The 18,311-nt window shown below is 34.2% G+C and carries 15 protein-coding genes and 1 pseudogene; 1 reads left to right on the top strand and 15 read right to left on the bottom strand.

Translation table 11 applies throughout. The features are described from left to right. Nucleotides 1-20: 20 nt before the first annotated feature. The 4 genes from A9G09_RS05795 to moaC are packed head-to-tail and all read right to left on the bottom strand — an operon-like array spanning nt 21 to nt 1,967. Nucleotides 21-719 carry a Bax inhibitor-1/YccA family protein gene (locus A9G09_RS05795; protein ID WP_065633942.1) on the bottom strand — a complete coding sequence of 233 codons (699 nt, stop codon included), beginning with the start codon at nt 717-719 and terminating at the stop codon, nt 21-23. A gap of 59 nt (nt 720-778) precedes the next feature. Continuing rightward, nucleotides 779-1,222 (bottom strand): molybdopterin synthase catalytic subunit MoaE, encoded by a 444-nt coding sequence (gene moaE, locus A9G09_RS05800; RefSeq protein WP_065633943.1) that lies wholly within the window; start codon nt 1,220-1,222, stop codon nt 779-781. 4 nt (nt 1,223-1,226) lie between these two features. Further along, nucleotides 1,227-1,472 carry a molybdopterin synthase sulfur carrier subunit gene (gene moaD, locus A9G09_RS05805; protein ID WP_065633944.1) on the bottom strand — a complete coding sequence of 82 codons (246 nt, stop codon included), beginning with the start codon at nt 1,470-1,472 and terminating at the stop codon, nt 1,227-1,229. 18 nt (nt 1,473-1,490) lie between these two features. Beyond that, nucleotides 1,491-1,967, bottom strand: a complete 477-nt coding sequence (gene moaC / locus A9G09_RS05810; protein WP_065633945.1) for a cyclic pyranopterin monophosphate synthase MoaC — start codon at nt 1,965-1,967, stop codon at nt 1,491-1,493. Between the two features lie 220 nt (nt 1,968-2,187). Between moaC and priA the strand changes: the two genes are divergently transcribed. Further along, complete coding sequence (priA, locus tag A9G09_RS05815; protein ID WP_065633946.1) at nt 2,188-4,359, top strand: primosomal protein N'; 2,172 nt, start codon at nt 2,188-2,190, stop codon at nt 4,357-4,359. A 55-nt stretch (nt 4,360-4,414) separates the two neighbouring features. On the opposite strand, the gene A9G09_RS05820 is transcribed toward priA, so the two are convergent. The 11 genes and pseudogenes from A9G09_RS05820 to A9G09_RS13250 all read right to left on the bottom strand — a co-directional run. Further along, nucleotides 4,415-4,720 carry a helix-hairpin-helix domain-containing protein gene (locus A9G09_RS05820; protein WP_065633947.1) on the bottom strand — a complete coding sequence of 102 codons (306 nt, stop codon included), beginning with the start codon at nt 4,718-4,720 and terminating at the stop codon, nt 4,415-4,417. A 154-nt stretch (nt 4,721-4,874) separates the two neighbouring features. Then, nucleotides 4,875-6,731, bottom strand: coding sequence for a SurA N-terminal domain-containing protein (locus A9G09_RS05825; RefSeq protein ID WP_176700953.1), 1,857 nt, complete (start codon nt 6,729-6,731; stop codon nt 4,875-4,877). Between the two features lie 226 nt (nt 6,732-6,957). After that, a pseudogene (lon, locus tag A9G09_RS05830) lies at nt 6,958-9,300 on the bottom strand (endopeptidase La); the annotation flags it as partial. Nucleotides 9,301-9,495: 195 nt separating this feature from the next. Beyond that, complete coding sequence (gene clpX, locus A9G09_RS05835) at nt 9,496-10,770, bottom strand: ATP-dependent protease ATP-binding subunit ClpX (RefSeq protein WP_065633950.1); 1,275 nt, start codon at nt 10,768-10,770, stop codon at nt 9,496-9,498. Nucleotides 10,771-10,782: 12 nt separating this feature from the next. After that, complete coding sequence (clpP, locus tag A9G09_RS05840; RefSeq protein ID WP_304364024.1) at nt 10,783-11,385, bottom strand: ATP-dependent Clp endopeptidase proteolytic subunit ClpP; 603 nt, start codon at nt 11,383-11,385, stop codon at nt 10,783-10,785. A gap of 95 nt (nt 11,386-11,480) precedes the next feature. Beyond that, nucleotides 11,481-12,782: a trigger factor gene (gene tig / locus A9G09_RS05845; protein ID WP_065633952.1), complete on the bottom strand. Its 1,302-nt coding sequence runs from the start codon at nt 12,780-12,782 to the stop codon at nt 11,481-11,483. Nucleotides 12,783-12,890: 108 nt separating this feature from the next. After that, entirely contained in the window at nt 12,891-13,919 is a 1,029-nt protein-coding gene (gene lpxD / locus A9G09_RS05850) for a UDP-3-O-(3-hydroxymyristoyl)glucosamine N-acyltransferase (RefSeq protein ID WP_065633953.1), read from the bottom strand. Further along, the gene (locus A9G09_RS05855; protein WP_065633954.1) at nt 13,919-14,407 is read right to left on the bottom strand and encodes an OmpH family outer membrane protein; all 489 of its coding nucleotides are present in this window, start codon (nt 14,405-14,407) and stop codon (nt 13,919-13,921) included. Before A9G09_RS05855 ends, lpxD begins: the two co-directional genes overlap by 1 nt. Before the next feature lie 39 nt (nt 14,408-14,446). Beyond that, a complete protein-coding gene (gene bamA / locus A9G09_RS05860; protein ID WP_065633955.1) occupies nt 14,447-16,870 on the bottom strand; it encodes an outer membrane protein assembly factor BamA in 2,424 nt (807 codons plus the stop codon). Between the two features lie 25 nt (nt 16,871-16,895). After that, entirely contained in the window at nt 16,896-18,212 is a 1,317-nt protein-coding gene (rseP, locus tag A9G09_RS05865; protein WP_176700954.1) for an RIP metalloprotease RseP, read from the bottom strand. Between the two features lie 14 nt (nt 18,213-18,226). Further along, a partial coding sequence (locus A9G09_RS13250) for a phosphatidate cytidylyltransferase (RefSeq protein WP_176700955.1) occupies nt 18,227-18,311 on the bottom strand: 85 nt, incomplete at its 5' end.

An 18,311-nucleotide genomic window follows, 5' to 3' on the forward strand; every position in this document is an offset into this window, starting at 1 on the left:
TTAAATCTATAAAAATACCATTATCGACGATCGCCAAAAATCCTTAGCAGCATAATGAACAGGTTAATGAAATCAAGATATAAAGTTAATGCACCTAAAATGACAAAGCGTCTAAATACATTTTGATCATCATAAGATATATTTTCGCCTAACTCTTTGAGTTTTTGATTATCATAAGCAGTTAATCCTGCAAAAACAAACACGCCAATGTAAGTTACAGCCCACATTAATGGCTCACTCTGCAAAAAGAGATTAACCAATGAGGCAATTACAATACCAATTAGTCCCATAAATAAAAAGCGACCGAAGGCTGATAAATCACGTTTAGTGGTATAGCCATAAAAAGCCATCGCAGCAAACATGCCTGCTGTAATAAAAAATACACTAGCAATCGAGGACGAAGTATAAACTATAAAATAGATAGAAAACGTGCAACCATTTAAAACTGAATAGAGCATAAACAATGTGGTTGCCGCTGCGCCAGATAAACGATTGATAAAACCAGAAATAACAAAAACTAGCCCTAACTCAGCAATTAATAATACCCACATACCTCGATATAATAACTGTAATAATTGCAGATTAGTTGATGCATACCATGCAACTAAAGCTGTTAATAATAGTCCAACAGTCATCCATCCGTAAACATGACTCATATAGGTTTGTACACGACTTGTCGATTTTTCAATTATTGAACTATTAGATGAATAATTTGCCATCCTTTACCTCTTATAAAATATTATGTAACATACTCTATCTATTATATATTAAATGGAGATTAAAGCCATTTTTTCAATGCTTGTATATCAGAATTTTTAGGCTCGACCCAATTATCCCCATTACCTGTACGTTCTTTTTTCCAAAAAGGAGCTTGAGTTTTTAACACATCCATAATGAATTCAGCCGCAGCAAAGGCATCCGCACGATGGGCACTACTGACTCCAACAAAAACGATTTGTTCATTAGTACTTATTTCACCTACTCGGTGAATAACCGCCACACGACTTAATTGCCAACGCTCACGAGCTTGATTAACAATTTGACGTAGTACTTTTTCTGTCATGCCAGAATAGTGTTCTAAAAAAAGGCTAAGGGGCTGCTCGTCAACTGAACGAACTTTACCTATAAATGTTACAACCGCACCGTCTTGTGATAGTTCAGATAACCAAGTATTTAATTTGATGGCATCTATTTGTTCATCACCAACTTGAATAATATCCATTTTTTTAGCCGCCTGTCACTGGAGGAAAAAAAGCGATTTCATCATCAGGCTGTATTATATAATCAAAATCGACCAATGATTGATTAACGGCACATAATACAGTTTTTTCTGTTAATGCCATTGACCATTTATTGCCTTGCTGGCTTAATTTTTGTAATAGATCAGATATCGACAGTTGACTAACATCTAATAAGATACTTTCAACACCAATGAGCTCTCTTATTTGAGCAAAAAAAATAATTCTATTCATACTATGACTATTTTATTATTAGATGGCAAAATCACCCGATTTACCACCGGTTTTAGTTAATAATCTTACTTGACTAATAACCATATCTTTTTGGACAGCTTTACACATATCATATATCGTTAAAGCCGCTACAGATGCGGCGACAAGTGCTTCCATTTCAACCCCTGTTTGACCTTGCAATCGACATACGGACTCAATTCTAACACAAGAATTAACAATATCAGCTTCAATATTAACTTCAACTTTACTCAGTAAAAGCGGATGACAAAGGGGAATAAGTTCCCAAGTTTTTTTAGCAGCTTGAATACCTGCAATTCTAGCAGTGGCAAAAACGTCACCTTTGTGATGTTTACCTTCAATAATCATGTTTAGTGTTTCTGAGTTCATCAAAACCTGTGATTCAGCTCTTGCTTCCCGTGCCGTTATTTGTTTATTAGACACATCAACCATATGTGCATCACCATTATGATTAATATGTGAAAAGTTTTCTGGCATTTTGTATTCCTTAAAAAATATTACTTATTCTAATCTGAGGATAACAAATTTTATAAAACGATACCATATGTCAATCAATAGGTTACCGTTTAAATTTTAAAGTTTAATCGATAACTTATTAGATAAAATCCATAAAAACAAATGATGTTAGCTAGCTTTTGCGAGTTATATAAAAACTCAGTACAATATTGACCTTGATTAATTTTAATTGTGATACTTAATGCTGATCGCTCATGTAGCCTTACCGGTACCGCTTTACCAACTTTATGACTATTTTTTAACCTCTCCTGCTCAAGTGGGTATGCGGGTAAAAGTCCCTTTTGGTAAACGTTTTGCTATAGGTATTATTGTTAAAATAGATCAGCAAACCGACATTGAAATTGAACACTTAAAATCAATTGTCTCAATAATTGACGAGCAACCGTTGTTTACAAATTCAATTTGGAAATTATTAAATTGGGCAGCTAATTACTATCATTATCCCGTTGGCGAAGTTTTATTTCACGCTATGCCTATTTTGTTACGTCAAGGTCGCAAAGCTTGCCAAGATGAAATTAAACAATGGCAACTGACGCAATTAGGTCAAGATATTGATTTAAATACATTATCAAGAGCACCAAAACAAAAATTGTTATTATCTTTATTTAGAAATAACCAGTTGCATGATTCAGACTTAAGCTTGACTATATATCATCAATTACAAAAAAAACAATTGATTACCCAAATCAGTCAACAACCAAATAACATTCCATGGCAATCTAATTTTTCAACTAATCGTAATACTATTGTTTTAAATAATGAACAAATCCAAGCCATTAATACAATCAATCAACAAAATGATCATTTTTCAGTATTTTTGTTAGAAGGGATCACTGGATCAGGTAAAACGGAAGTTTATTTAAATGTCCTTACTGGCATTTTAGCAAAAGGCAAGCAGGCTTTAGTATTAGTACCCGAAATTAGTTTAACGCCACAAACCATTAGACGTTTTGAACAACGCTTTAACGCACCGATTGATATTTTACATTCAGGATTAACTGATAAGCAAAGATTGAACGTTTGGTTAAGGAGTAAGAATGGTGAAAATGCCATTGTCGTTGGTACTCGCTCTTCAATTTTTACACCGTTTAAAGATCTGGGCATAATAATTATTGATGAAGAACATGATAGCTCTTACAAACAACAAGAAGGGTGGCGTTATAATGCAAGAGATTTAGCCATTATTCGTGCCAAATTCGATAATATTCCTATATTACTAGGTTCTGCAACACCGTCACTTGAAACCTTAAATAATGTCCAAAATCATCGTTATCAATTATTACAGTTAACTAAACGAGCAGGAAATGCGCAGCTAGCAAAACAATCTATTTTAGATATAAGAGGATTAGTCCTATCGGCAGGATTATCTCAACCACTTATTGAACAAATAAAAAAACATTTAAACAATAACAATCAAGTCATGTTATTTTTAAATCGACGAGGTTTTTCGCCTTTATTGATATGCCATGATTGTGGTTGGATTGCTGAGTGCCCACGTTGTGATAGACCGTATACCTTTCACCAACAGCAAAATAAACTTAGCTGCCATTATTGCGATACCCCAAGGGGTGTACCTAAACAATGCCCTAAATGTGGTTCAACGCACTTAGTACCTGTTGGATTTGGTACAGAACAACTTGAAAAACAATTAGCAATATTATTTCCAGAAATAAAAATTAGTCGAATTGATCGTGATACTGTATCTAAAAAAGGTGCACTCGATACATATTTACAAACTATTGAAAAAGGTGGTGCCCACATTTTAGTTGGTACCCAAATTTTAGCTAAAGGCCATCACTTTCCGAATGTTACTTTAGTTGGTATTGTTGATGTTGATGGTGCATTGTTTTCAAGTGATTTTCGGGCAACAGAACGATTTGCACAAATCTATACGCAAGTATCTGGTAGAGCGGGACGTGAGGCCAAAGCGGGTGAGGTAATTTTACAAACCTATCATCCAGATCACCCTTTATTAAATATTTTGCTTCATCAAGGATATCAAGAGTTTGCCAAACAGACGTTGTTAGAACGTCAAAAAACCTTATTACCACCATTTAGTTACCAAACATTAATTCGTGCAGCAGATCGTAATAATCAATATGCACCAACATTTTTACAACGTATATATGACTGGTTAAAAATGTATTGTGACGATCCTGCTTTATGGTTACTTGGTCCTATGCCAGCAAATCAAGCCAAAAAAGCGGGCTATCATCGTTGGCAGTTATTAGTACAACATACTAATCGGCAAAAGCTTCAAACGATTTTAGACCAATTGATTATAGCAATAGAAAAATGGAATGAATCAAGCAAAGTTAGGTGGAGCATAGATGTTGATCCTATAGATAATTAATCGAAGCCATCTAGATAAACAGCCGACGAGGTTGGCCGTCGACTGCCTAATTAACTTATAATGCTATTTTACCAGCATTTTTATCCAATGTTGCTTGACCAATACCTGATACCTCTTTTAATTGTTCTACTGAAACAAAAGGCCCAAATTTTTCACGATACTCAACAATTTTTTTAGCTTTACTTGCGCCTATTCCTGTTAATACTTTTGTGAGTTCCTCAGCCGAAGCGGTATTGATATTGACTTGAGTTATTTGTTGCTGATTTTGCTTAGCTGCTTCATTAGGTAACTTATCAGCTAAACTTACATTAGAAAATGCTAGACTCGATAATAAAAGACAGACTAGGGAAAATAGTTTCATTTGATTAACCTCTTAAATATAGTTATGCAATTAATATGCTTTATTACTATGTCATTGAATAAAACTATATGGCGTTAATCATTTAAAAAATGAGAAAAGTCACCTAAGTGACTTTTCTAAATTAAACAAATTGTCTGTAATTTTACGAACTACATCACAAATTCGCATCCGGCATTATTTCAATTTTAGCTTTAGAACGGATATCTTCAGCTAAATAATAATAGGTATTATTCATGAATAATGGTAATAATTCTGATGATATGTCTTTCGATTCGCTAGGAGTATTAACACCCGTTAACACAACAACTGTCGCACTTTTATCATTTAAATATTCTACGCCATACACACGTTTAGATGTTGTTGATGGTACCAGATCAAACACCATATTTATAACACGCGCATCGAGATCATTGTCATTACGATGCAGGGTATAATTTTTGGAAAATTGCACATTTGCAGAACTACCTTTATCATTTAATTGTTCCATTGTGCTATTAACAGTAGCTTGGAAACGGCTATTAGCAATATCTTGATGTAATTTTTTATTAATTTCATCTTTAACTTCATCAAAAGGTGCAATACCTTCTGGTCGATAATCAACCACCTGAATGACAAAATCAGACAAATCTAAACCTTGTCCGACGGTTATCATTTCAGACACTTTACCTGTTACTTTACCATCAACTATCATTTCATCACTAAAAGCAACATCTCTAACTTCAGGATAACGTAAAATAGTTGATACATCATTAAAATAGGCCCAATCAGAATTAAATAGTGGTAAATCAGACTCTTTAGCAATCAATTCTAATGAATTAGGATTTTTGTTAACTGCAGCTTGGATTTTCTGTTCTACAATTTCAAATGCATTTTTTATTTTCGAATGCTTAATTTTTGATTCGATAATAGACTTAGCATAATCAAAATCCATTGCTTTAGCGGGTTGAATATCATCTAATTTGACAATAAGATATCCTTCATCAACAGCAATAGGATTAGATATTTGTCCTATTGTATCCAAGTGTGCATCTTTAAATGCCTGTGGTAAAGAATCATCATCAACAAACCAACCTAATGAACCATTTTTACCATATGGAGATGCATTATCTTGATTAACAGTTTTAGCAACACTTTCAAAATTGCTACCTGATGCTAATTCATTAACAATATCATCAGCCTGTTGTTTATCTTTGATATAAATAACACTATAAGATTTTTTTGCAGGAAAAGTATAATCTTTAATATTGTGATTAAATTCTTGTTTTACCTCATCATCACTAACATGAATTTTTTTATTATATTGATATTCTTCATTTAAAATATAATTAAATTTCACTCTCTCTTTTTTATAAAATTCACTTTGGTGTTCGTCATAATATTTTTGCTCATCCTCTAACGTAATTTTCACATCATCGAGATTAACAATATTGGGATTAATCGCTGCTGTATAAATGGTTCGAGTTTGCTCCTTCAATTTAGAAATTTCTGAGTCCACAGGTAAAACAAAACTCGAATTGATTAGAGCGTCTATGACTTGTTGTTGTTGTAAAGATGATCTTATACCTTCACCATAAGTATCTGGTGTGTAACCATTGGCAGCTAAGAGGTCTAAATATTTTTCATTACTAAATTTACCATTGTCAAAAAATACTCTTTGCTGTCTTATAAACTCTTTTACTTGGTCATTACTTATATTTGCACCAAGTTGTTGAGAAAATTTATAGGCTAAATAGTTAGTAATTTCAGAATAAAATACGTTCCGACGAAGTTGTTTAATAAATGCAGGATCACCCATTGACGTTGAGGTAACTTCTTTTGCGCGTGCTTCAAATTCAGCTCGACTAATACCTTCTCCATCAACTTTTGCAATATATAGTGTAGCATCGTTAGCTTTGTTACTACCACCAAACCCAAAAAAACCAATCCCTGTAAATATAAAAGATAAAATAATGATTGCAAAAATAATCTTAACGACAATATTATTTGCCGCTTTACGGATTGTATCCATCATTTCTTGCTTTTCTCCATACACCTTAAGTTTTAATTTGGCAAGTATAGCATATTTAGTTAAATTGGCTATTATCGGAATTATAAGAGATAAAAAAAAGATCAACATCAGTTGATCTTTTTAATTTTAAGGACTATTAATTCAATTGGGCATGTGTAGGAATTTTAGTTTTCACTACTTTTGTAGCCTTTTTTGAAGAAGGTTTTAATTTAATGTTTTTTTTCAGTGGTTCGATACCAAATGGATTATTCTGTAATGCAACGGTGATCACTTCATCAATCCATTGGACAGGTCTGATATCAACTTCTGATTTTACATTATCAGGAATTTCCTCTAAATCTTTAACATTATCCTTTGGTATAATTACTGTTTTAATGCCACCGCGATGTGCTGCCAGTAATTTTTCTTTTAGCCCACCGATAGGTAACACTTCACCCCGTAAAGTTATTTCACCTGTCATGGCAACATCTGATCGGACAGGGTTACCGGTTAGTGTAGAAATTAATGATGTACACATGGCAATACCAGCACTTGGCCCATCCTTTGGTGTCGCACCATCAGGAACATGTACATGTATATCGCGTTTTTCGTAAAAATCGCTATTAATGCCTAATTTTTCTGCTCGAGAACGTACAACCGTCAATGCCGTTTGTATAGACTCTTGCATAACATCGCCTAACGAGCCTGTATATGTTAGTTTTCCTTTACCAGGAACACTTACCGATTCAATTGTCAATAAATCACCACCAACTTCTGTCCATGCGAGGCCAATAACTTGCCCTACGCGATTTTCATTGTCAGTTTTACCGTAATCAAACCGTTGAATACCTAAGAAATCTTTAAGGTTATCTTGCGTAATAGTTACTTTTTTCAACTTACTGTTTAAAGCTAGTTGCTTAACCACTTTACGGCAAATTTTTGCAATTTCTCGTTCTAAACTACGTACACCAGCCTCTCGAGTATAATAACGAATAATGCCGATAATCGCTGAATCATCAATCTCTATTTCTTTTGATTTTAATCCATTATTTTCAATCTGTTTCGAAATTAAATGCTGCTTTGCAATATTCAATTTTTCGTCTTCGGTATAACCTGATAGACGAATGACTTCCATCCTATCTAATAAAGGAGCAGGAATATTCATTGAATTCGCCGTAGCAACAAACATCACATCCGATAAGTCATAATCAACTTCTAAGTAGTGATCACTAAATGCATTATTTTGTTCTGGATCAAGCACTTCTAATAAAGCTGAAGCAGGATCGCCCCGCATATCTGATGCCATTTTATCAATTTCATCAAGTAAAAATAACGGATTTTTGACACCGACTTTAACCATACGTTGAATCAATTTACCTGGCATAGAACCAATATAAGTACGTCTATGACCTCGAATCTCGGCTTCGTCTCGAACACCACCGAGAGCCATACGTACATATTGACGACCTGTTGCTTTAGCAATAGATTGACCTAACGATGTTTTACCTACCCCTGGAGGACCAACTAAACATAAAATTGGACCTTTGACTTTATTAACCCGTCCTTGTACGGCTAAGTACTCTAAAATACGGTCTTTAACTCGCTCTAAACCATAATGATCTTTATCCAAAACTTTCTGTGCAGCTTCAATATCTTTTTTGACTTTCGAACGTTTATGCCATGGAATTTGTATCATCCAATCAATATAACCACGGACCACTGTTGCCTCAGCAGACATTGCTGGCATCATTTTGAGTTTATTAAGCTCCGCTAATGCTTTTTCAGTCGCTTCTTGAGGCATCTTTGCCTTAGTAATTTTTTCTTTTAGTTCTTCATATTCATCAGGTTTATTATCGATATCACCTAATTCCTTATGAATTGCTTTGATCTGTTCGTTAAGATAATACTCTTTTTGCGCTTTTTCCATTTGTTGTTTAACGCGCTGGCGGATATTTTTTTCAACTTGCAATAAATCAATTTCCGCTTCCATTAATGAGATAAGCAATTCAAAACGCTTTTCTAAATTAGCGGTAACAAGTAACTCTTGTTTTTGTTCAACTTTCAAAAATAGCGTAGCTGCAATTGAATCAGCAAGTTGAGAAGGCTCTTTGATTAATCGAATTGAATCAACAACTTCTTGTGTGACTTTTTTATTCAGTTTTGCATAATCATCAAAATTAGAAAGCACAACCCGCATTAAAGCTTCATTCAAATCACTATCTTTATTTTTTTCATGCAATGGTTGAATACTAGCAACGAAAAAATCATCTTCTTTTTGCTCGACAATATCAACAATTTTTGCTCTTTCGACGCCTTCAACTAACACTTTCACTGTGCCATCAGGCAGTTGAAGTAATTGTAAAATATTTGCTACAGTACCAATTTCATATAAATCATCAATCTCAGGATCATCTTGTGAAGGGTTTTTTTGGGTTACAAGAAAAACTTGTTTGTCCATTTCCATTGCACTTTCAAGACAACGTATTGATTTATTACGACCAACAAAGAGAGGGATTACCATATGTGGAAAAACAACGACATCACGTAATGGTAAAATAGGCATAATCATTTGGTTAGTTTGTTTTGTTTTCATTTTATTCTCTCTAATAGTACAAAACCTATTATGTTGATATTGGGGTCGTTTTTAGATATTCAAGTCTATTATTTATGATTTGAATACATACTATTCCTGAAACATTTTGACAATATCTATACGATCTATACGTAATTATACCTAAATTATTTGAACTAATGCTTGTGAGTCAAAAACTAACAAGCATATCTAAAATTATGCTGAAAGCTCAACATTATCTCGGTATACTAAACTTGGCATTTGCGACTGTTCAACCGTTTCTTTTTCAACTATCACTTTTTTAATATTTTTGTTTGATGGTAAGTCATACATAGTATCTAACAAAATATTTTCAACAATTGAACGCAAGCCACGTGCTCCAGTTTTTCGTTTTAAAGCTTTAGTTGCAATAGCAGCTAATGCCTCTGGAGTGAATTCAAGTTCAACACCATCTAAATCAAAAAGTGTTTCAAACTGTTTTGTTAAAGCATTTTTCGGTTCAGTCAATATACTAATTAATGCCTCTTTATCCAGTTCAGACAATGTCCCAATCACTGGTAATCGTCCAATAAATTCTGGAATCAAACCAAATTTGACTAAATCTTCTGATTCGATTTGCGCTAATAATTCGGATTCAGTTACTTTATTTTTGGTACTTTTAACATCAGCGCCAAAACCTATGCCGGTGTTAGTAGAAACTCGATTTTCGATAACTTTATCTAAACCACTAAATGCGCCACCACAAATGAATAAAATTTTAGAAGTATCAACTTGTAAAAATTCCTGCTGCGGATGTTTACGCCCACCTTTAGGTGGAACCGAAGCAATAGTTCCTTCAATAATTTTTAAAAGTGCTTGTTGAACGCCTTCACCAGATACATCTCGAGTGATAGATGGATTATCAGATTTTCGTGAAATCTTATCGATTTCATCGACATAAATAATTCCTCGCTGAGCTTTTTCAACATCATAGTCACAATTTTGTAATAACTTTTGAATGATATTTTCAACATCTTCACCGACATAACCAGCTTCAGTTAACGTTGTGGCATCAGCCATAGCAAAAGGAACATCTAAAAAACGTGCTAAAGTTTCAGCTAATAATGTTTTACCACTACCCGTTGGTCCGATTAATAGAATATTACTTTTACCTAATTCAACATCATTACGGCTAGCATGACTACGTAAGCGCTTATAGTGATTATAAACAGCAACCGATAAAACCTTTTTTGCTCGATCTTGACCAATCACATATTCATCAAGATGTTTTCGAATTTCATGTGGAGTCGGTAAAGGTTTACTAACAAACTCTTCATGAGAAAGGAAGCTCTTAGTTTCTTCTTTTAAGATATCATTACATAATCCTATGCATTCGTTACAAATATAAATAGATGATGGACCAGCAATTAATTTACGAACTTCATGTTCACTTTTCCCACAAAAAGTACAATAGAGTAATTTTTCAGAACTTTCTTTATTCACTTTTACCACCTAAATTATTTATTATGATCGTTTACTGTATATGGCATCAACTAAACCATATTCAACTGCTTTTTCGGCAGACATGAAGTTATCACGATCGGTATCTTTTTCTATCACGCTGATATCTTGACCGGTATGCTTGGCTAAAATACTATTTAATCGACTTTTTACCTGTAAAATTTCCTGAGCATGAATTTGAATATCGGAAGCTTGTCCTTGAAAACCACCTAATGGTTGATGAATCATAACCCGAGCATTAGGTAAGCAATAACGTTTACCTTTAGTACCAGCTGTCAATAGTAGTGACCCCATTGAACATGCTTGTCCCAAACAAATAGTGCTTACATCTGGTTTTATAAACTGCATTGTATCGTAAATAGCCATGCCTGCTGTGACGACACCGCCTGGTGAATTAATATATAAATAAATATCTTTTTCAGGATTTTCAGCTTCTAGAAATAACATCTGAGCAATAATTAAATTCGCCATATTATCTTCAACTTGACCAGTTAAAAATATAACGCGTTCTTTCAATAATCGTGAGTATATGTCGTAAGCTCTTTCTCCTCGCGAGCTTTGTTCAACAACCATTGGAATAACGCTCATATATGGTTCTAAAGGCATTTTCATCTCCTAATTAAACAAAATAGCCCAAACAGACAATCCTTATTTGGGCTCTAAAGTGATCTTTTTTGATTAAATGAAACAGATAATAAAAACTAAGCTACTTGCTGATTCATTAATTCAGAAAATGAGTAATTTTTATCTGTTACTTTAGCGCTAGCTAATAATAAATCAACAACTTGATCTTCTAACGCTACAGAACGAAGGTTATCCATAGCCTTTTTATCTTTATGATAATATTCTATGACTTCTTTTGGATCTTCATAAGCTGTTGCAATTTCATCAATTAATGATTTTACTCGTGTTTCATCAGCTTTAAGTTTATTACTTTCAATGATTTCACCAAATAGTAATCCCACCGATACGCGACGTTTTGCTTCTGCTTCAAAAAGTTCTTTAGGTAGTTCCATTGCTTGTTTCACATTACCACCAAATCGAGAGACTGCTTGTTGGCGTAATACATCAATTTCGCGTTCAATCAACGCATTAGGAACGTCAATTTCATTATTCTTAACTAAACCATCAATGACTTGCGCTTTTATTTTATTACGAATAGTTGCATTAAGCTCACGTACCATGTTTTTACGTACTTCTGCACGTAAACTTTCAACAGTACCATCAGCAATACCAAATCGTTTGATAACGTCTTTATTTAATTCTGGCAGTTCTAACTCTTCAACTTTGTTTAATGTTGCAGCAAAAACAGCCGGTTTACCTTTTAAATTTTCAGCATGATAGTCTTGAGGGAAAGTGACATTAATATCAAATTTATCACCAGCTTTATGACCAATAATTGCATCTTCAAAGCCAGGAATCATACGACCTTGACCTAAAACTAGAGTAAAATTATCCGCTTTTCCACCTTCAAATTCAGTACCATCAACTTGACCAACAAAATCTAAAGTAACACGATTTTGTTCTTGTGCAGATTGATCTACCTCTTTCCAAGTGCCTTGTTGTTTACGTAATGTTTCGATCATTGTCTCAATATCAGCATCATTTACTTCAGCAACAGGTTTTTCAACTTCAATTTTATCTAGATCTTTAATTTTTACATCCGGATAAACTTCAAATTCAACTGTATAGGTATAATCTTCTCCTTCTTTAAACTGAGTAGGAGAATAAGTTGGTGCGCCAGCTGGATTAATTTTTTCTTGAATAATTGCATCAACAAAATTTCGTTGCATTAAATCACTTAATGCATCTTGTAAAATAGAAGCTCCATAACGCTGCTCAACAATTTTTAAAGGTACTTTTCCTTTACGAAAGCCATCAATACGTACTTTTTTTGCAGTATTAATGAGTTCTTTATCAACCGCTTTTTTAATGTCTTCTGCTTTAATTGTAATTGATAAACGTCGACCTAAACCTTGTGTTGTTTCTACCGAAACTTGCATCTTCATACCTCAAAATTATTAAATAATATCTGCTCAAAATTAGTTTAACTTAATAATTGAGCTAAAAAAATTGATAAAATAGGCAAGCATTATACCGACCGTAATCGCCTACGTCGAGACATTTAATAGTTTCTTCTCAAGCGCTTTCAAACGTTTATTCATTTCATCAATATGCAATACCAATGAAGCGGTTTTTCGCCATACTTTATTTTCTTGTAATGGGATCCCAGATGAGTAAACACCAGGTTCTTTAATAGGTCGCATAACCATTCCCATTCCTGTTACGGTAACTTGATCACATATTTCCATATGTCCGTTAATGACGCTCGCTCCACCAATCATACAGTGACGACCAATAGTTAAACTTCCCGCCATAATAACGCCACCTGCAACTGCAGTATGATCCCCTATTACATCATTATGCGCAATTTGGCATTGGTTATCGATAATCACGCCATCACCAATTACTGTATCATCGAGTGCACCACGATCAATCGTTGTTGAAGCACCAATTTCTACATTGTTACCAATGACAACCCGGCCCAATTGTGGGATTTTAATCCATTTACCGCGATCGTTAGCATATCCAAATCCATCTGCACCAATGACAGTACCGGATTGAATTAAACAATTATCACCAATTATACAATTATGATATACAGAGATATTAGCCCATAATTTTGACCCTGAGCCAATCGTCGTATTTTTTCCTATAAAACAGCCTGGACCAATAATACAATTATCTCCAAGTACAACACCACTTTCGATAACAGCATTTGCTCCAATCGAAATATTAGTACCTAATTTAGCTGTTGGATCTATTACAGCAGTCGTTGCTATACCTTCAGCAGGTACAGGAGTAGTATCAAGTAACTGGGCTAATTTGGCATAAGCAAGATAGGGATTTTTGACAATTAGAGCAGCACCCTTCCAATATTCAAGACTATCTTCTGTCATCACAACAGCAGAAGCTTTACATTCTAATAAGTTACTTTGCAATTTTTTATCAGACAAAAAAGTAATTTGCCCTAATTGTGCGCTTTGCATTGAAGCAATACCGGTGATGGATAATTCACCATCACCATGTAACTTCGCATCAAGCTGTTGAGCTAGTTGTTTTAAACAAAAAGCTGACATTATTTACTAACCTTTTCCAACACTTTATTTGTGATATCTACAGCATCTGATGCTGATAATGTCGCTTCAGCTTTTAAAATAATATCGTACTTTTCAGTAGTAACAATATCTTTAACTGCTTCTTGAATTTTAGTTAATAATTTGCCAGCTTCTTCTGTTTCACGTTTACGATAATCAGCTGAGAATGCTTTAGCTTTGTTTTCAAAATCAGAAATTGTTTTGTTTAATTTAGTTTTTTCAGAAGCAGATAAAGTTAGACCATCTTTCTTGAGACGAGCAGCAGCATCTCCTGCTTTCTTTTCTTCTTCTTGCAGAGATTTAGCTCTTGCTTCAAATTCCTTATCCAAGGCTTTACCTACTGTTTCTCGTTGTGGCATTTTTTGTAAAACTGACATAACATCAACCACACCAATTTTTACTTCTGCATTTGCCATACCTGTAAATAGTAATGCAGCACTTATACCTAGAACTGAAATAATTTTTTTCACTTTTATCACCTATGTCTATTTATTAATTTTGACATGACGTTACCATGTCGATCCTATATTAAACTGGAATTGTTGAGCCGAGTCTCCATTATATTTTTTAAACGGCTGTGCATAAGAAAAGACTAATGGACCTAAAGGGGACATCCATTGCACAGCTAAACCTGCTGACATTCTTATATCAGATGGAGAGCTATAATCCGGAATATTATGACCTTTAAAGTCCCATTCGGTATCCCATACTGTACCAGCATCAAAAAATACAGAGGTACGAACATTATCTACATATTTTTCACCAATGAATGGGGTTGGGACTATTAATTCAGTACTAGCAAAAGCAATAGCATTACCACCAACCGCATCTTTAGACCTTGTACATGTACTTGTATCATCTAAACCGCTACAACCTGTACTGTTATGGAAATATACAGCCTTAGGACCAACGGTATTTGATTTAAAACCACGAAGTACTGTTGAACCACCGGCATAGAAGTTCTCATAAAATGGTAATTCTTTACCACCAAGACCATTACCATAACCTAAACGGCCACGAGTTAAAAAGACCCAATGATGTTCAGAATCAAATGGTAAATAATAAGAAGCGTCAGTAACTAGCTTGTAAAAACGGTTATCAAATACTGGCACAGAAATTTTAGCGTTAGAGGTTATTTTTAAACCATCAGTCGGGAAAAAGCCACGATCTAACGAATTATAAGTCCAATATGCATTTAGTAATAAGTCATTGGTATCAAACGATATAGAGTGTTTATCTTTTGTGTTTTCGCCCATTTTATCAAAATATCGCCACATACCATATTGGGCTTTCATATCTGATAGCTTATGATTTGCGTATTCGGTACCAAAACGAACAAAATTATTCTCACTAATTGGAAAACCTAAATTAGCAGAGGCTCCCCATGTTTTACTCGAATATTCAGATTCATCTTTATCATCATCAGCTTTATAGGTATTATAATAAATACTTCCACCTAAACTGACACCATCCACTGTAAAATACGGGTCAACAATTGAGATGGATGCAGTTTTGTCAGTATCTGTAGTATTCACATCAAATGATACACTGTTACCTGTACCTAACCAGTTATCTTGTGAAATACCGGCATTAAAACTTATACCACTATCTGAGCCAATACCAACACCAAATTTAATACTACCCGTGTTGCGTTCACTCACTTTATAAATGATATCAACTTGATCATCAACGCCTGGAACCCGTTCAGTGTTTGCTTCTACTGTATCAAAAAAGCCAAGTCGATTTAATCGATCTTTACCTAGTTCCACTAAACCATTACTTAACCAAGCCCCTTCCATTTGACGAAGTTCACGACGAACAACGCTTTCACTAGTAACAGTGTTACCAATGATTTTAATATTACGAACATAATAACGTTGGCCTACATCAACCATGACAGTTAATTTGACCTGATGGCTGGCATCATCCATTTCTGGTTGTATAGCCACTCGGGGATAAGCATAACCAAAATTAGCAAGTAAACGTTTAATGTTATCTTCAACATCGGTAATTTTTTTGCCGTTATACAGCTCACCAATTGTTACGTTTTCTTTTGCTATTTTAGCAATAGCATCTTTATGACCAGCGAAATTGCCTTTAAAATCAAGACCGGATAGTTTGTACTGCTCACCTTCATGAATATTGATAGTGACGTAAATGCCTTTTTTATCTGGTGTTAAACTTACTTGAGTTGATTCAATATTAAATCGAGCATAACCACGATTGAGGTAAAAACTTTGTAATTCATCTAGATCGTTAGCTAATTTTTGTTTTTGATATTTACGATCACCAAGCATATTCCACCAAGGAACTTCATCTCTCAAAGAAAAACGGGCAATTAGCTCTTCAGAAGAAAAAGCTTTTGCACCGACAATATTGATTTGATCGATTAGTGCGGATTTTCCTTCTGCAATAACTAATTTCAGATCAACACGATTTCGAGATAATGGTGTAACGACAGCTTTGATTTTTGCGTTATATTTACCGACACTATAATAAAAATCTTCTAGCCCTTTTTCTATTCCTGAAAGCATTGTACGATCCAATGCTTCACCTTCTCGAATTCCAGAACTATCTAAATTCTTTTTTAACATGTCATCTTTAACTGATTTATTACCAGAAAAAGTAATACTTGCAATAGTTGGCCGTTCTTGAACATGAACAATTAATCGATCACCATCACGAGAAACACTAATGTTATCAAAATTGCCACTCGCATAAAGTGATTTGATGATACGCCCAAGATCGGCTTCATTCACATAATCACCAACTTGAACAGGCATTTCAAGCAATGCAGCTCCCGGAGTAACCCTTTGTAATCCTTCGAATTTAATATCTTTTACCACAAAATCATCAACACAAAATGCGTTGGAACTGTATACCGCTGTGGTACTAAACAGCAAAGATGCTATAAGTAATTTATTTATTTTCATTGTAAATGTTTATAACCTCATCCCATCACAATCGTAAAACATCATTAAATAGTGCAATTCCCATTATTACCATCAATAATAAAAACCCTATACGAAATAATCGTTCCTGAGTTATATTAGATAAAGCTTTTCCCCTAATCTTTTCACATAATAATAAGACAAGGTGCCCGCCATCTAGCATTGGTAATGGAACAAGATTGATAACCCCTAAACTTACACTGATAAAAGCGAGAAAGTATAAGTAAGGCGTGAAACCATAACTTGCTGTTTGCCCTGCGCTTTTTGCTATCGTTATTGGTCCAGATAAATGCTTAAGACCAATAACACCTGTCACTAGCTGATAAAGTGAGCCTACAGTTAATTTTGTCGTTAATACTGTTTGCTCAATTCCTTTACCTAATCCTTCAAAAAAACCATACTGCCTAACTACCGCGTTTGAAGAAGGATATAAACCCGCTACACCTTCTCCATTTTTTTGAATGGTCGGTGTAAGAAGCAGTTCAACATCATGATTCTTCCGTTCGACCTTCAATGTTAGTTTATTTGCTTTTTTTATCTCAGCTGAAAAATCATCCCAATCAGTATAAAGTTTATTATTATAACTGATAATTTTATCACCAATTTGTAATCCTGCTTTTTCAGCTGCAGACTCTGGCACAATTTTACTCACAATTGGATAAATTTCCAATGCTTTAGGAATAAAACCAAATGCTGTAATTGCTGATTCTTTCTCTACATCAAATCGCCAATGGCTAATATCGACAGTTTTTCTAATTTCGTCTGTACTATTATTAGTTGATACTAAGTAGGTTAAAGACACATTATGTTGCCCCATAACCGACATCAGAGCTAGATTTACATCATTCCAACTGTCTATCTGAATATCATTTATTTTTTTCAACTCTGCATCTACTGGTAGATTTATTGTCGATGCAGGCGTGCTAGGTATCGTTTGTTTAATTTTGACAGGATAAACTGTCACACCAAGTAAAAAAATACCCCAATAAATTACCGCCGCTAGAACAAAATTAGCCATAGGGCCTGCAAATATGATTGCAGCTCTTTGCCATAGTTTTTTATTATCAAAAGCCGAGCTTTTATCAATGGTTGCTAATTTTCTCGATCTTCCATCTAGCATTCTAACATAACCACCAAGAGGAATCATAGCAATAACCAATTCAGTTCCACTTGAAAATTTATGCGACCATATTTTTTTTCCAAATCCAATGGAAAAACATTCAACACGAACTCCACATAAACGAGCTACAAAAAAGTGACCGAATTCATGTATAGTCACTAATATACTGATAGTAATGATAAATAACAACAGTGACCAAAGCAAAATCTATAACCTTTTTATAGTAAATGCAAAGATAATACAGTAAAAATAGGCACCGCAGCTGTTAAACTATCTATTCGATCTAAAAGACCACCATGACCA

It is taken from the genome of Gilliamella sp. wkB292, from assembly GCF_001690235.1.
GTDB classification, from domain to species: Bacteria; Pseudomonadota; Gammaproteobacteria; order Enterobacterales; family Orbaceae; genus Gilliamella; species Gilliamella apicola_F.

Excerpts from the sequence above, each read along its gene's own strand:
- A9G09_RS05795 (WP_065633942.1), bottom strand. The coding sequence starts at position 719 with ATGGCAAATTATTCATCTAATAGTTCAATAATTGAAAAATCGACAAGT.
- moaE (WP_065633943.1), bottom strand. The coding sequence starts at position 1,222 with ATGGATATTATTCAAGTTGGTGATGAACAAATAGATGCCATCAAATTA.
- moaD (WP_065633944.1), bottom strand. The coding sequence starts at position 1,472 with ATGAATAGAATTATTTTTTTTGCTCAAATAAGAGAGCTCATTGGTGTT.
- moaC (WP_065633945.1), bottom strand. The coding sequence starts at position 1,967 with ATGCCAGAAAACTTTTCACATATTAATCATAATGGTGATGCACATATG.
- priA (WP_065633946.1), top strand. The coding sequence starts at position 2,188 with ATGCTGATCGCTCATGTAGCCTTACCGGTACCGCTTTACCAACTTTAT.
- A9G09_RS05820 (WP_065633947.1), bottom strand. The coding sequence starts at position 4,720 with ATGAAACTATTTTCCCTAGTCTGTCTTTTATTATCGAGTCTAGCATTT.
- A9G09_RS05825 (WP_176700953.1), bottom strand. The coding sequence starts at position 6,731 with ATGATGGATACAATCCGTAAAGCGGCAAATAATATTGTCGTTAAGATT.
- clpP (WP_304364024.1), bottom strand. The coding sequence starts at position 11,385 with ATGCCTTTAGAACCATATATGAGCGTTATTCCAATGGTTGTTGAACAA.
- tig (WP_065633952.1), bottom strand. The coding sequence starts at position 12,782 with ATGCAAGTTTCGGTAGAAACAACACAAGGTTTAGGTCGACGTTTATCA.
- lpxD (WP_065633953.1), bottom strand. The coding sequence starts at position 13,919 with ATGTCAGCTTTTTGTTTAAAACAACTAGCTCAACAGCTTGATGCGAAG.
- bamA (WP_065633955.1), bottom strand. The coding sequence starts at position 16,870 with ATGAAAATAAATAAATTACTTATAGCATCTTTGCTGTTTAGTACCACA.